The organism is Corallococcus sp. EGB, from assembly GCF_019968905.1.
Classification (GTDB): Bacteria; Myxococcota; Myxococcia; order Myxococcales; family Myxococcaceae; genus Corallococcus.
On record NZ_CP079946.1, the window covers coordinates 6,324,602 to 6,339,226 of the forward strand.

The 14,625-nt window shown below is 70.7% G+C and carries 14 protein-coding genes; 2 read left to right on the forward strand and 12 right to left on the reverse strand.

The window, feature by feature from the left end; genetic code table 11:
• Positions 1–11: 11 nt before the first annotated feature.
• The 7 genes from KYK13_RS26015 to KYK13_RS26045 all read right to left on the reverse strand — a co-directional run bounded on the left by KYK13_RS26015 (position 12) and on the right by KYK13_RS26045 (position 7,964).
• On the reverse strand, positions 12–1,850 hold the full coding sequence (locus tag KYK13_RS26015) for a GspE/PulE family protein (protein ID WP_223634700.1): 1,839 nt from the start codon (positions 1,848–1,850) through the stop codon (positions 12–14).
• Positions 1,847–3,607 (reverse strand): MYXO-CTERM sorting domain-containing protein, encoded by a 1,761-nt coding sequence (locus KYK13_RS26020; RefSeq protein WP_223634702.1) that lies wholly within the window; start codon positions 3,605–3,607, stop codon positions 1,847–1,849. The genes KYK13_RS26015 and KYK13_RS26020 overlap by 4 nt, the downstream gene beginning before the upstream one ends.
• Before the next feature lie 72 nt (positions 3,608–3,679).
• Positions 3,680–4,441: a uroporphyrinogen-III synthase gene (locus KYK13_RS26025; RefSeq protein ID WP_223634704.1), complete on the reverse strand. Its 762-nt coding sequence runs from the start codon at positions 4,439–4,441 to the stop codon at positions 3,680–3,682.
• A gap of 11 nt (positions 4,442–4,452) precedes the next feature.
• The gene (gene hemC / locus KYK13_RS26030) at positions 4,453–5,394 is read right to left on the reverse strand and encodes a hydroxymethylbilane synthase (protein WP_223634707.1); all 942 of its coding nucleotides are present in this window, start codon (positions 5,392–5,394) and stop codon (positions 4,453–4,455) included.
• On the reverse strand, positions 5,391–6,731 hold the full coding sequence (gene hemA / locus KYK13_RS26035) for a glutamyl-tRNA reductase (protein ID WP_223634709.1): 1,341 nt from the start codon (positions 6,729–6,731) through the stop codon (positions 5,391–5,393). The genes hemC and hemA overlap by 4 nt, the downstream gene beginning before the upstream one ends.
• Before the next feature lie 2 nt (positions 6,732–6,733).
• The gene (locus tag KYK13_RS26040) at positions 6,734–7,546 is read right to left on the reverse strand and encodes an inner membrane protein YpjD (protein WP_223634712.1); all 813 of its coding nucleotides are present in this window, start codon (positions 7,544–7,546) and stop codon (positions 6,734–6,736) included.
• A gap of 55 nt (positions 7,547–7,601) precedes the next feature.
• Entirely contained in the window at positions 7,602–7,964 is a 363-nt protein-coding gene (locus KYK13_RS26045) for a hypothetical protein (RefSeq protein WP_223634727.1), read from the reverse strand.
• A gap of 174 nt (positions 7,965–8,138) precedes the next feature.
• Between KYK13_RS26045 and trxA the strand changes: the two genes are divergently transcribed.
• Together trxA and KYK13_RS26055 are read left to right on the forward strand one after the other, a co-directional pair.
• Positions 8,139–8,465 (forward strand): thioredoxin, encoded by a 327-nt coding sequence (gene trxA / locus KYK13_RS26050; protein ID WP_223634729.1) that lies wholly within the window; start codon positions 8,139–8,141, stop codon positions 8,463–8,465.
• A 445-nt stretch (positions 8,466–8,910) separates the two neighbouring features.
• On the forward strand, positions 8,911–9,252 hold the full coding sequence (locus KYK13_RS26055) for a hypothetical protein (protein ID WP_223634731.1): 342 nt from the start codon (positions 8,911–8,913) through the stop codon (positions 9,250–9,252).
• A 19-nt stretch (positions 9,253–9,271) separates the two neighbouring features.
• Here the strand turns inward: KYK13_RS26055 and KYK13_RS26060 are convergent, their stop codons facing one another.
• The 5 genes from KYK13_RS26060 to mreC are packed head-to-tail and all read right to left on the reverse strand — an operon-like array spanning position 9,272 to position 14,492.
• On the reverse strand, positions 9,272–9,919 hold the full coding sequence (locus KYK13_RS26060; RefSeq protein WP_223634734.1) for a PilZ domain-containing protein: 648 nt from the start codon (positions 9,917–9,919) through the stop codon (positions 9,272–9,274).
• Positions 9,920–9,936: 17 nt separating this feature from the next.
• Positions 9,937–11,064: a rod shape-determining protein RodA gene (rodA, locus tag KYK13_RS26065; RefSeq protein ID WP_223646781.1), complete on the reverse strand. Its 1,128-nt coding sequence runs from the start codon at positions 11,062–11,064 to the stop codon at positions 9,937–9,939.
• 7 nt (positions 11,065–11,071) lie between these two features.
• Complete coding sequence (gene mrdA / locus KYK13_RS26070; protein ID WP_223634736.1) at positions 11,072–13,132, reverse strand: penicillin-binding protein 2; 2,061 nt, start codon at positions 13,130–13,132, stop codon at positions 11,072–11,074.
• Positions 13,129–13,629 (reverse strand): hypothetical protein, encoded by a 501-nt coding sequence (locus tag KYK13_RS26075; RefSeq protein ID WP_223634738.1) that lies wholly within the window; start codon positions 13,627–13,629, stop codon positions 13,129–13,131. The genes mrdA and KYK13_RS26075 overlap by 4 nt, the downstream gene beginning before the upstream one ends.
• Positions 13,626–14,492, reverse strand: a complete 867-nt coding sequence (gene mreC / locus KYK13_RS26080; protein ID WP_223634741.1) for a rod shape-determining protein MreC — start codon at positions 14,490–14,492, stop codon at positions 13,626–13,628. Before mreC ends, KYK13_RS26075 begins: the two co-directional genes overlap by 4 nt.
• Positions 14,493–14,625: the final 133 nt, after the last annotated feature.

Consider the following 14,625-nt stretch of genomic DNA (forward strand, 5'->3'; position numbering starts at 1 on the left):
GACAAGGCCCGCTAGAAGGCGGACGTCATCCGCACCACCTCGTCGAAGGCGGTGAGGCCCTGCGCCAGCTTGCGCACGGCGGCCTCGCGCAGGGTGCGCATGCCGCCGCGGCGGGCGGCCTGCACCAGGTGCTCGTAGGGCGCCTCGCGGGCGATGAGCTCACGCACCTCGCGGGAGGTGGAGACGATCTCGAAGACGCCGGTGCGGCCGGAGTAGCCGGTACCCCGGCAGCGCACGCACCCCGCGCCATTGGACAGCTTCACACCGCCGGGCAACAGCGGCAGCGGCGCCTCCAGGGCCAGGAGCTCGTCCGGCGTGAGCACCGCCTCCTCCGCGCAGTGCGCGCAGACGCGGCGCAGGAGGCGCTGGGCCATGACGCCCAGGAGGCTCTGCGCCAGGAGGAAGGCCGGCACGCCCAGGTCCTTCATGCGTGCCACCGCGCCCAGCGCGTCGTTGGTGTGCAGCGTGGAGAGCACCAGGTGGCCGGTGAGCGCGGCCTGGATGGCGTTCTCCGCCGTCTCCGCGTCGCGGATCTCACCCACCATGATGACGTCCGGGTCCTGCCGCAGGATGTGGCGCAGCGCCCCCGCGAAATCCAGGCCCACCTTGGGCTGCACCTGGACCTGGTTGAAGGTGTCCCACACCATTTCGATGGGGTCTTCAATCGTGGTGACGTTGACGTCCGGCCCCGCCACCGCCTTGAGCGCGGAGTAGAGCGTCGTCGTCTTGCCGCTGCCCGTGGGGCCCGTCACCAGGATGAGTCCGTGGGGTTGGTCAATCCACGACTCGAAGTGGTGCTTCTCGTCCGGCTCGAAGCCCAGCTGGGCGATGTCCTGCACCAGCGTCTCCGGGTCGAAGATGCGGATGACGACCTTCTCGCCGAAGGCGGTGGGCAGCGTGGAGACGCGGAGCTCCACCTCGCGGCCGTCGCGCTCCGTCTTGATGCGGCCGTCCTGGGGGCGGCGCTTCTCCGAGATGTCGATGCGCGACAGCATCTTCACGCGCGACACGATGGGCGGGTGCACCTGCGCGGGCAGCGAGTACACCGGGTGCAGCACGCCGTCGATGCGCAGCCGCACCACGGCGGTGGCCCGCTTGGGTTCGATGTGGATGTCCGACGCGCGGTTGTCGAACGCGTAGCGCAGGAGGTAGTCCACCGCCTGAACCACCGGCCGGTCCGACGCCTCCAGCTCCTGGGTGCCGCTGAGCGACACCAGCTGTTCGAAGTTGGCGATCTGCCCGTTCGCGTCGCTGAAGTCGTCCGCGGCCTTGGCCAGCGTCTTCTTGAAGCCGTAGATGTCCGCGATGGAGCGCAGGATGTCCGTCTTCGCGGACAGCACGGGCTCCACCGGCACGCCGGTGAGCCGGAAGAAGGACTCGAAGAGCTCGTGGTCGAAGGGGTTGGCCACCGCGACGCGCAGCCGCCCCTGTTCGGTGCGCTCCAGGGGCAGGAGCACGTGCTTCTGCGCGTAGGGCCGGGACACCGTGCGGGTGGCCAGCGCCATGTCCATCTTCAGCGGGTCCAGCTTCCGGTAGGGCAGCCCCGCGGCGCGCGCGGCCGCCTCCGTGACGCGGTCCTCGTCCAGCACGCCCCGCCCACCCGGCGCGGGAATCTGGAAGGCCGCCACCAGCTCCACGGGCGACACGTCGTAGCGGGCCGCGTCCTTGCCCGTGCCGCCCTGCGCCTTGAGGACGCGGGCGCGCGCGGCGGCCTCTCGCGCCAGCACCTCCTGCGCCTGCTGTGGGGTCAGCAGGCGCTGCGCCACCAGGGCCTCCAGCAGGAAGCCCAGCGTGAAGTCGGTGGCGCTGCGCGAAGGGGCGCCGCTTCCGGGGGGAGCCGCCTGTGTCAACCGTTCCTCCTTCTGCGAGTGGCCATGAACAACACCGCGAGCCCCACCAGGAATGCCGCGGAGCTGGGCGCGCTCTGGCAGCCGCAGCCGCCGGGGTCGTTCGTCGAGTCACCCGTGCCGCCATCCACCGGCGGGGGCGGCGGCGTCCCGCCGTCGCTGCACAGGGTGCAGGTGCCGCCGTCCGTCTGCGTGTAGGGGGAGTAGCACTGGCCGCCGACGCCGCAGAACAGGCCGTTGGGGCAGTCCTGGTTGGAGCGGCAGGGGGCGATGCAGCTGCTCCCTTCCGAGAACGGCACGCACTGGAGCGGCGAGGCGCAGGTGTTGGCCGCGCAGTCCTTGAAGCAGAAGCGGTCCTCGCCGGTGCCCGCCGGGCGGCAGGTGCTGCCAGGAGCGCACGTGCAGGTGGACACCGAGCAGGGCTGCGAGCAGACGCCCTGTGGGTTGCCGTTGAGCTTCAGGCACTGCTGATTGGTGCCGCACTCCGAATCCTGGGAGCACGGGTCGCCCTCGACACGCGGGCCCGTCTTCTGCTGGACGCAGGTGTGGTCGCACGAGCTGCAGGCGTAGTTGCTGCCGCAGTCGTTGTTGGTGGCGCAGTCCGCGACGCACACGGTGGCGCCGGTGCCGGGCAGCGTGTTGCAGGTATAGCCCTCGCGACAGTCGCCCTTGCCCGGGCGGCAGTTCTTCAGACAGCGCTGGCCCACGGAGCCCACGGTGGCGCACGTGGAGCCGGTGGGGCAGTCCGCGTTGGAGATGCAGGACTCCGTGCAGTAGCCGCCCTTCCACGCCGGGAAGGCGGGGGTCTTGTCCGCGTCCGTGAGGCAGCGCGAGTCCGCCGCGCCGCACGTGGAGGCACTGGTGCAGGGGTTGCCCACCTTGGTGCCCGTGCCCACCGCCTCCGGCAGACAGGCGTACTGGGAGCCGGAGACGAGCGTGGACGCGCGGCACTGGTAGGGGTCCGGGCAGGCCCCGGGGGTCCCGGACGGGCACGCCTTGGAGCAGAGCTTCAGCGCCTTGCCGCTGGTGGTGGACTGGGTGGTGACACAGGTGAGCCCCGCGCCGCACGCGGTGGTGTCGCACGGCGAGCCCACCGCGCCCGTCTGCGGGTAGCGCTGGCAGATGGCGCCCCGGTCATAGGACGACAGGGTGCGCCGCGGCACGCCCGGATCCAACGCGAAGTACATCACCGCGTCCGGGAACTCGTACGTGCTGCCCAGGCCCAGACAGTGGCCCACCTCGCGCATCACCGCCGTCTGGATGTCCACGAAGCCCGAGGGCGTGGACTCGAGCGTGGTGAACCTGTGGCTCACGGCGTCCAGGAAGATGTCGCACTGGTAGACGAGGCCGCCGTGGGTCAGCGGCACCGCGGTCGCCACGTTCGCGCCGAAGTTGAGGACGTCCTTGTATTCGGTGCTGTTCGGGTCGGTGACGAAGATGGCGGCGACGCTGAAGCCGTCCAGCCGGTCGTTCACGTCCGGGATGGGGACGGTGGTGGAGCGGCCCTTGTACGTGAAGGCGGGCCAGGCGCAGTCCACGTCCTGCCAGGCCTGGAAGGCCTTCTTCACCGCGTCCTCCACCCGCGACAACTCATTGCCCGCGGGCTCGTTGTTGCGCGCGTCCACGTAGTACGGGAAGGGGTCCTGGCTGTTGTTGAGCACCCAGTGATCCAGGAACTTGTAGCCATCCTGGGCGTGCGCCGTCGCGGCCAGCGCCAGCAGCCCCAGGAGGAAGACACACCGCTGCGACCCACGAATCATCACCCGCACCTCTTCGCGTCACGTCCGCACGGGAGCGCCTGCCTGGCGCCGGGACGTCACCGGGCGGGCAGTCTATCCGTGAATGGCGCGAACGGTGGCCTCCACCAGCGCTTCGGGTGTGGGTCGCTCCGCGACGGAGGCCACGGGGATGCCCAGCTGCGTCAGCGCCGTCGCCGTGGTGGGGCCAATGGCCACCACCTTCGCGGACGCCAGCGGCTCGCGGCCCACGCCCTCCACGAAGGCCTCCGCGGTGCGCGGCGAGGCGAAGAGCACCACCTGGGGCGGGGACGCGGCCAGGCCGGCCAGCGCCTCCGGTTCGACGGCGGCCGGAGCGCTGCGGTAGGCCGTCACGCGCGTGACGCGCACGCCCAGGTCGCGCAGGCCGTCCTCCAGCTCCCGCCGCCCCTCCTCCGCCGCGGGCAGGAGCACGTCGTCGTCCGGGCCCAGCACGTCCTTCAGCGCGGTGAAGAGCGCGGCGCCGGTGCCCTCGTCGGGCTCGGCCTCCACCTTCAGGCCACAGCCCTCCACCGCCCTCGCGGTGCGCGGCCCCACGGCGGCCAGCTTCACGCGGGACAGCCGGTCCAACGTGCCCGCGAGCCGCAGCGCCTCCACGAAGGCCTCCACGGCGGAGGGGCTCGCGAACACCACCCAGTGGTAGCGCTGCACGTGCTCGGCGGCGGACGCGAGCGGACGCGGATCCTCCGGCGGGAGCAGCTCCAACAGCGGGAGGCTGAGGACATCCGCGCCCTCGTCCTCCAGGAGGAAGCACAGCTCCTCGGCCCGCTCACGGGGGCGCGTCACCAAGATTCGGATGCCATCCAGTCGCCGGTCCACGGGCCGGCACTCTAGGCGCGGGACGCGCCTTCGCGGCGGCCGAAATCGCGCAGGATGTCCCCTGCCCCGCGCGACAGGAGCTCGTCCGCGAGCGCCTCGCCCAGCCGCTCCGCCTCCGGTACGGGGCCTCGCACCTCGCCCCGCACCACCCGCGAACCATCCGGCCGGCCCACCAGGCCGCGCAGGTACACCTGGCCGCCCGCCACCGTGGCGTGGCCGGCGAGCGGCACGGTGCAGCCGCCCTCCAGCTTCGCCAGGAAGGCACGCTCGGCCCGCACCGCGTTGCGCGTGGCGAGGTCCTCCAGCGGGGCGAGCAGCGCGCGCACGTCCGCGTCCGCCTCGCGGCACTGGATGGCCAGCACGCCCTGCCCCACCGCCGGCAGGCTGTCCTCCACCGGCACCACCTGGGTGATGTGGTGGTCCAGGCCCAGGCGCTTGAGCCCCGCCGCCGCGAGCATGGCGCCCGCGAGCTTCAGCTCGCGCGTCCTCTGCAGCCGCGTCTGCACGTTGCCGCGCACGGAGACGATCTCCAGGTCCGGGCGGCGCGCGCGCAGGATGCAGCTGCGCCGGAGCGAGGACGTGCCCACCTTCGCGCCCGGGGGCAGCATCGCCAGCGTGTGCCCCTCCGGGCTGCAGAACGCGTCGCGCGGATCCTCGCGCGCGGGCACCGCCGCCAGGATGAGCCCCTCCGGGAACACCGACGTCATGTCCTTCAGGCTGTGCACCGCCACGTCCGCGCGGCCGTCGAGCAGCGCCTGCTCGATCTCCTTCACGAACAGGCCCTTGCCCCCCACCGCGGACAGCGGCGCGGAGAGGAAGCGGTCGCCCTCGGTGGTCATCTTCACCAGGGTGACCTCCAGGCCGGGGTTGTGCCGGGTGAGGAGCGAGCCCACGTGATTCGCCTGCCACAGCGCCAGCGGGCTCTCCCGCGTCGCGATACGCACCGTCTTCATCGCCGGCTCCCGGTGGCCACCACGGTGTTGCGTCCCTCCGCCGCGGGGGCGGCGGTCTCCTCCGGCGCGATGGCGGCGGCCTCCGCCTCCGACAGGCCGAACAGCTCCGCGGCGGCGCCCGCCAGCCGGTTGCCTTCACCCTGGGGCCCCACGGCGCGCAGGCGCGCGGTGGGCTCATGCAGCAGCTTGTTCACGATGGCGCGTCCCATGGCCTCGATGCTCTTCTTCTGCTTGTCGGTGAGCCCGTCGCCCAGGCCCAGCAGCGTGCGCTCCACCTCCGCGCGGGCGATGGCCTCCGCGCGCTGACGCAGCCGCGCCAGCACCGGCATGCCGTCGCGCAGCGCGCGCTCCCGGGCGAAGCGCGCCACCTCCTGCGCCACCAGCCCGCCCGCCTTGTGCGCCTCCTCCGCGCGCGCGGCGGCGTTGTCCGCGACGAACTTCTGGATGTCGTCCACGTCGTACGCGTGCACCCAGTCCAGCGTGCCCACCGCCGGGTCGATGTCTCGCGGCACCGCCAGGTCCACCATGAACAGCGGCCGCCCCTTGCGGGCCTTGCCCAGCGCGCCCACGTTGTCGCGCGTGAAGAGCGGGACCGGCGACGCGGTGCTCGTCACCACCACGTCCGCGGCGGCCAGCCACGTGAACAGCTCCTCGAAGGGCTTCGCGACGCCGCCCACCTCCGCCACCAGCGCCTCCGCGCGCGCGAGCGTGCGGTTGGTGACGAGCAGCTTGCCCGCCCCCGCGTTCTTCAGGTGCCGCGCCGCCAGCTCGCCCATCTCGCCCGCGCCCACCACCAGCACGGTCTTGTCCTTGAGCCCGTCGAACACCTTGCTGGCCAGTTGCACGGCCGCGGACGCCATGGACGTCGCCGCGCGCCCCACCGCCGTCTCCGTGCGCACGCGCTTGGCGCAGCCGAACGCCGCCGCGCACGCGCGCGTCAGCTCCCCGCGCACCGCGCCCGCGCCCTGGCCCCGCTCGAAGGCGTCCTTCACCTGGCCCAGGATCTGCGCCTCGCCCAGCACCATGGAGTCCAGGCTGGACGCCACGCGGAACAGGTGCACGAGCGCCGCCTCGCCCTGGTGCTCATACAGGTGCTCCAGCGCCTCCGCGCCGCCCAGGGAGTGCAGCGTCTCCCGCACGCGCTCGCGCGCCTGCTCCATGTTGGGAGCCGCCAGGTACACCTCCACGCGGTTGCACGTGGACACCCAGAGCGCCTCCACGGGCGCCTGCGCCAGCCGCTGCAGCACTTCCGTCTGCCGGGCTTCGGGCAATGCCAGCCGCTCGCGGACGCCCAGGGGAGCGGTGCGGTGCGACACGCCAATGCAGATGAATTCCATGACTACGGCATCCCCGGGCCAGCGGCGGAAAGGTCGTAGGACGACAGGAAGGAGACCAGCACCAGGCAGAAGCCGGCCATGGTGAGCAGCGCCACCCGCCGGCCTCTCCAGCCCGCGAAGATGCGCGCGTTGACGAGCGCGGCGAACATGCCCCACGCGACGAAGGTCGCCACGTGCTTGGCTTCCAGGGCCCAGGAGAGCCCCCGCAGCGTGGTGGTGAAGAGCGCGCCCGTCGCCAGCGTGAGCGACAGCGCGATGAAGCCCCACAGGACGAGCCGGCGGTTGAGCGTGTCCAGGAACTCCAGCGACGGCAGCCGCGAGAAGAGCAGCCCGAAGTGCTTGGACTTCACCTCGCGCTCCATCAGCAGGTACATGACGCCCACCCCGGCCGCCACGCCCAAGGCCGTCATCCCCAGGAGCGCGATGATGACGTGCACCGGCAACAGCGGCTGGCGGACCGCGTCCGGCAGCGGCGTGGACCCGCCGTGCAACAACATGCCGATGAGCAGCACCGCCACCGCCAGCGGCGTGAGGAACGCGCCGATGACGGGCTTGCGGTAGCGCACGTCCAGCGCCAGGAACAGCGCCAGCAGCAGGAAGGCGAAGGTGGACATGCCCTGCGCGGGGCCCACCAGCCGGCCCCCCTGCGCCCCCAGCATCTCGACGAGGGCGACGCAATGCATCAACAGCCCGGTCCCCACCAGCACCCGGCCGACGACGGCGAGCACCTGGGATTGGCGGACCAGGAAGGCGAGGTAGACGAGCGCGGCCAGGCCGTAGGCGTGGCAGGCGAGCGAGACGAGCGTATGGCTCATGGCGGCAGGCTCATAACCCCGGCCGAGGAGGCATTCAGTCCAGCCTCAGCCCGTTTTACATTTTATTGAGAATGAAGGCCGCCAGCAGGTCGGTCTCCGAATTGGGCTTGCGCTCGGGGGTGGGCGCACCCACTTCCGCCACATAACCCGGAACCACTTCATAGGCGGAGTCCCCCACCAGGATGGAATCGGCCATCTGCTCGGCGCCCAGGCGGCCCAGCTGCTCCTCGGTCTTCACGCGGGACACGAGCCGGTGGGTGTCCTCCCCGGACACCAGCTGCACCACATGGACGGCGGGCGTGAGGGGCCAGGCGCTCCCTCCCTCGGCGGCGACCACCAGGCGGCCTTCGCGCAGGTCTGCTTTGTCCGCCAGCGCCCACTCCTCGAGTTGGGCCTGGGACAGAAAGAGCTTCGTCACGGCCCCAGCCTATACCACCCTCCTGCCGGGCGGGCCGGAAATGGGGTGCAACCGCCGGCCAGATGCGGCATCCGTTCCACGCAAAAGCGGCCCGGCATTCCCGCCCTCCAGGGCACCCGCCGGGCCCGGGGTTCAGGTAGCACCCTATCCAAGCCGTAGACACGAGGAGACGACATGGCTGGCGACGTGATCAACATCGGTGATTCGGACTTCCAGAAGCAGGTCCTGGATTCGCAACAACCCGTGCTGGTGGACTTCTGGGCCACCTGGTGCGCGCCCTGCCGCGCCATCGCGCCCTCCGTCGAGGCGCTGTCCGGCCAGTACAAGGGCCAGGTGACGTTCGCGAAGATGGACATCGACGCGAACCAGGACACGCCCCAGAAGTATGGCATCCGCTCCATCCCCACCCTGCTGCTCTTCAAGGGCGGCAAGGTCGTGGACCAGATCGTCGGCGCGGTGCCCAAGTCGAGGATCGACGAGGTCATCCGGAAGAATCTCTGAGCCCACGGGTTCCCGGTGACGGGCGCGCCGCACCGCGCGCCCGTGCCTCCACGTCCCCTCCCGCCCATGGCGCCCCCTGGCCTCCACCGCCAGGCTTCCCGCGCCCGGTGAGAGGGGACGTCGCGTCTGGGCTCCCAACCAGACACCCGGGCGTGACACGGGTCCCGGTTCGATATGTCTGTAGAAAGACAACTCACCGCGACGGTAAGGGCTTTCACTTACCGGGTATCAGCCGCCCCCTGAGGCAGACGTTTCTCTGCTCTTGAGACAGGCCTCCGCCCGGGCCCGCTGGACGATCCTCCCGTCTTGTTTTGTTCAACAGACATTGAAATTGCATTACGAGTCAAACACGACCCCAACATGCCTTGTTGACAGAGTTCGCCACACCAGACACAAGACATGCGTACACGCCTGTCTTGATTGGCGAGTTTCTACAGGAGTTTTCATGGCACGCCTTCGCAAAGAATTGACCTCGCAAGCACCGCTGACCCCTGCCCTGACGTCGTGGGCGGAGGCGCTGGGGGATGCGATCGGCCGCGGCATGCTGCGCGCGCTGAACACGGGAATGCCGGGCATGGGCTCTGTCGCGGCCTCGCCGGGCAACGGCGCGGTGATGGCGGGTCGCCGCCGCGGCCGTCCCCCGAAGACGGTGGCGGGCGGGCCGGTGCCCATGGACCGCCGCTGCACGGTCAATGGCTGCACCCGCGAGCAGCGCTCCAAGGGCCTGTGTTCCGCGCACTACCAGGCCGAGCGCCGCAGGCAGATCGCCTCCGGCAAGCCGGCCTGAAGGCAGCGCAACCGGGGCCCTACTCGCCGCGCCAGGGGTCTCCGGGCGTGGTGGCCTTGAGCAGCTCCCAGGCCGCCATCACGTCGATGACCCGCTCCAGCTCATTGGGCAGGGAGCGGGCGCGCTGGGACTTGAGGTACTCCTCCGTGAAGGCCCTGAGGCGCATGCCCAGGAAGAGCCTCGCGAGCGCCACCTCCGTCTGACCGGAGAACTCCAGGAAGCGCAGGGCGAACCCGCTGCGGCCCTCGTCCTCCGGGCCGCGCTCCTCCCGCACGATCTCCGCGCGGGCCTCCACGGGGGAGGCGCCCTCCTCCAGCGCGAAGCGCGTGCGCACCACCGTGCCCATGGGCAGGAAGAAGGTGCTCGCGAGGAAGGCGCCGCTGACGCTCACGTTCACGGACGTGAGCTTCGCGGAGAAGCGCCGGCCGCCCGCGCCGTCCTCCACCCAGAGGTCGAAGTGCGTGGCCAGCTGCGCGCGCGGGAAGTGCCGGTGCTCCGGCTCCCCCTGGTTCATCTCGATGCGCGGCGCCCCTCCAGGCACGGGCAGGGGCACGCCGCGCGTCGTGCCCACGGGCGGGACGAACGGCCGGGATGTCTGCGCGCCCTCTGGCCCGCGGACCGCCGCGGCCGCCTTCACCGTCGTCGCACCCTTCCTCTGAACCACCATCGGAGCCTCCGCGGCCGTCAGAACATGTGACGGCGCATGCTGATGTTCACCAGCAGCCCGATGCACAACATCACCGACAGCATCGAGGAGCCGCCGTAGCTCATGAGGGGCAACGTGATGCCCGTCACCGGCAACAGGCCAATGACCATGCCGATGTTTTCGAACACCTGCCAGAAAAGTGTGGCCACCACCCCCACCGCGACGAACGCTCCAAAACGGTCGCGTGCGCTGAATCCCACGCCCAATCCGAAAATGAAGATGCCGCCGTAGAGCACGAGCAACAGGAGACAGGAGAAGAAGCCGTGCTCCTCTGCCCACACGGAGAAGATGAAATCCGTGTGCTGTTCCGGCAGGAAGCGCAGGCCTGTCTGGGTTCCCTCACGCCAGCCCTTGCCGGTCAGCCCACCGGAGCCCACGGCAATCTTGGATTGCGCCGCGTGATAACCGCTGCCGCGCAGGTCCGCCTCCGGGTCCAGCCATCCGGAGATGCGCTGGCTCTGATGTTTCTTGAGGAAGTGGCGCACGATGGTGGTGCGCGGCTCGGGCATCTCCCGGATGTAGTCATTCCAGATGATGAGGCCGCCCACCAGCGCGCCCGCCACCAGCGTGGCGGCCAGGTACCAGCGCACCTTGCCGAAGAGGATGACGGTGCCGGAGGCCAGGAAGATCATCAGCGCGGTGCCCAGGTCCGGCTGCACCAGCACCAGCACGAAGGGCACCATCACCACGAGCACCGGCTTCCACAGACGCACGATGCCGTAGGACGACTGATTGGGCTGGAAGTCGTCGTGGTAGACCTTGGCCAGCATCAGCACGACGCCAATCTTCATGAACTCCGCGGGCTGCAGGCGGAACGGGCCAATGACGAACCAGCTCTCCGCGCCCTTGGCCGTGTGCCCCACCACGCGCAGCGCCAGCAGCGCCAGGATGTTGAGCACGTAGATGGGGAAGGCCATCCGTTGGATCCAACGGTAGTCCACCAGGCACACCATCAACACGGCGCCAATGCCCACGGCCAGGTAGAGCGCCTGGCTGTGCCACACGGGTGCCATGGGGGGCCGGGCGGCGGACGCCAGGTTCCAGATGCCCAGGAAGCACACGCCCAGCACGCACACGACGAGCGCCCACGGCACGTGGGGCATCATCCGGCGCTCAATCCGCAGTTGCACTGTCGTCTCCGGTTTCCGAGGGCGGCTGGATGGGCTCGCCCGGCCGGCTCACCGGCGGGGGCGGCACCACGGCGCGGGTGAGCGCCGCTTCATCCAGGCTGGGCGCCGGCGGCAGCGACGGCGTGTAGGGCTGGTTGGCGCGGGGCGGCGGCGACGTGGCGTCCTGCGCCTTCATTTCGAAGTACTTCTTCATCACGGCCAGCGCCGTGGGCGCCGCGTCCACGCCGCCGTGGCCGCCGTGCTCGTTGAGCACCACCACGGCCAGCTCCGGCTTGTCCGCGGGCGCGAAGCCGGCGAACCACGCGTGGTCGCGCTCGAAGTAGCTCATCTGGTGCGTCTTCAGGCGCACCGTGCCGATGCGCGCCACCTGCGCGGTGCCCGTCTTGGCCGCCACCAGCATGTCCGGGGGCAGGCCCGACTTCTGCCGGGCGCGGTACGCGGTGCCGCCGGGCTCCTGCGCCACCGCCTCCAGGCCCTCCACGATGGCCTTCAGGTGCGCGGGGTTGATGTCCACCTTGGACACCACCTCCGGCTTGAACTCCTCCGTCACCTGTCCGTCCAGGTTCTCCAGCCGCTGCACCATCTGCGGCTTGTAGAGCTTCCCGCCGTTGGCCACGGCCGCGTACACCAGCGCCAGCTGCAGGGGCGTGACGTTGTCGTCTCCCTGCCCGATGGCGCTGTTGAGCGCCATGCCCTTGGTGTAGCCGCCCGGCGAGGCTTTGTCGTGGTACGCGCTGGACGGCATGATGCCCGGCACCTCCGCCACCACGCCGATGCCGGTGGGGCGGCCCAGGCCCAGCGACTTGCCCATCTCCGCGATGGGGTCCAGGCCGATGGTGTCCGCCACCTTGTAGAACCACGAGTCGCACGACGCCTTCATGGCGCCCCGGGCGTCCAGGGGCCCGTGGCCGCTGTCCTTGTGGCAGCGCCACACGCGCGCGCCCAGCCGGTAGCCGCCGGAGCAGTTCACCACCGTCTCCGGGCGGAACACGCCGGACTTGAAGGCCGCCAGCTGCGTCACGACCTTGAAGGTGGAGCCGGGGCTGTAGTGCTCCGCGGCCACGCGGTTGATCATCGGGTGGAGCGGATCCCTCGCCAGCGTGGCCATCTGCTGCGGCGTCACGCGGCCGGTGAGCAGGTTGGGGTCGAAGCCGGGGCGGGACACCAGCGCCTTGATGAAGCCGGTGTTCACGTCGATGGCCACCACCGCGCCCGTCACGCCCGGGAACGCGCGCTCCGCCTCCTCCTGCAGGCGCATGTCGATGGAGAGCACCACGTTGCTGCCGGCCGTGGGAGGAATGACCGCGTTCTCCCCCAGCATGACGTTGAGCTCTTCAATCGTCTGGCCGCGCGCGTTCACCACCTCCTTGCGAACGCCGTCCTGCCCGCGCAGCTTGGATTCGAAGTAGCGCTCCAGGCCGCGCCGGCCGATGTAGTCCCCCAGGGCGTACTTGGCGCCGTCCGCGTTGAGGCGGTCCAGCTCCTCCTGGGTGATTTCGTTCATGTAGCCCAGCACGTGCGACAGCACCGTGTCCGCGCGGTAGTTGCGGTGCGGCACGGGCACCACCTCCACGCCGTCCAGGATGTCGCGCCGGGCGTTGAGCCGGTCGTACTCGTCCCGCGTCAGGTCCACGCGCACCGGCACCGGCTGGAAGGGCGCGTTGCGGCGGCTCGCGCGGATGAGGTCTTCAATCTTCTTGCGCTGATCCCCGTCCCACTGGAGCAGCTCCGCCAGACGCGGAATGACCTGCTCGAAGCAGTCCGTGCAGAAGGCGGGCGTGACGAAGGCGTCGAAGGAGGGACGGCTGTCCACCAGGATGGTGCCGCGCGCGTCCTTGATGACGCCGCGGTCGGCGCGCAGGCGCACCTCCTTCACGAAGTTCGCCACGCTCTTGGCGGCGTACTCCTCATGGCGGATGAGCTGGAGCCGGTACAGCTGGATGGCCAGCGCCACCATGCCCAGCGACATGGCCAGGCCCAGCCACAGGAAGCGGCGCTTCAGGTCCCGGCCCGGGGTGGTGTTGCCAATGGTCGGAGGCGTCAACGGAGCAACCCCGCCGGGCGCTCCTGCGCCACTTCGAACCGCTTGAACAGCGGGAAGAGGAGCAGCGCCGCCGCGCCCGTGAGCGCCAGCTGCACCGGCATGCCGGAGAGCAGCGGCGTCGTGGAGCCGTCCTTCACCGTGAGCCAGGTGAAGAACGTGGACAAGACGCCGTGGCCCAGGTCCGCGCCCATGGCGAACAGCGCGAAGGCCACCGGCCCGCGCACGTCCACGAACGACGCCACCAGCCGGCCCACCAGGAAGGTGAACACGGCCAGGAAGGTGAACAGGCCCGTGGGCTGCCCGCTCATCAGGTCCAGGAGGTAGCCCACCGCGAAGGCGGAGCACGCCCCTTCCGTGAGGCTCGCCCGGAGCGCGAGGAAGGCCACCAGCACCACCGTGACGTCCACGCGGCCCAGCACCAGCCCCGCCTGCTGGACGAACACGGACTCCAGCGTGAGCAGCACCAGCGCCAGGATGACGGTCACCAGGAACTTCATTTCTGCGTGCCCTCCGCGGCGGCCCCGCCGGTGGCGGCCATCTCACTGTACGGACTGCCCACCACCAGGACCTCCTCCAGCCGGCTGGTGTCCACCGCGGGCGTGATGTCCGCGCCCTGGAACATGCCGTGCTCCTTCTTCTCCAGCTGCGTCACGCGCCCCACGACCAGCCCCGGCGGATAGATGCCGTCCGTGCCGGAGGTGATGATGAGGTCGCCGTTCTCCACGTCCTCCGTGCGCAGCATGTTCTCCAGCGTCAGGGGGCCGTTGCCCGCGCCCGCCGCCGTGCCGCGCGCCCGGGAGCGCTGCACCCGCACCGCCACCCGGCTCTGCGGATCCGTCACCAGCGCCACGTCCGCGTAGCCGCCCGTGGACCGGATGACCTGCCCGACGATGCCGTCCGGCGTCACCACCGACATGCCCCGGAACACCCCGTCCTTCTCCCCGCTGCTGATCCGCACCGACAGGAGCTTCGCCACCGGATTGACGCCCACCACCCGCGCCGGAATCTCCGGACCGGGCACGGCCTCCGCGTACGCCAGGAGCTTGCGCAGCCGCCCGTTCTCCGCGCGCGTCTCGCCCAGCGCCTGCACCGTCGCCCGCAGCTGCATGTTCTCCAGCCGCAGCGCGTCATTGTCCTGACGCACGCCACGCAGGTCCAGGTAGTTGCGCACCGCGGCCACGGCGCCGTCAATGCCGGCGGTGAGCCCCTGCTGCACGGGGGCCGTGAGCGCGATGACGCCCCGGTCGACGAAGTTCGGGTCGCGGCCGCGCCGGCCGCCCAGCAGGAAGGCGCCGAGCGGGTACAGCAGGAGGGCGGCCACGAGGAGGAAGCGGCGGTACCGCTTGAGAAGAGACAGCACGGACGGGGGCTTTCCCGGGGTGGGCGGAGGACGGGGGTGAAAGGGGGGCGAGGGGCGGGCTAAGCTGGCTGAATCGCTTGCATTTTCCGGTCTGTTGTCCTACGCAGTCAAGGCCCGGATGAGGGGGTGTTGA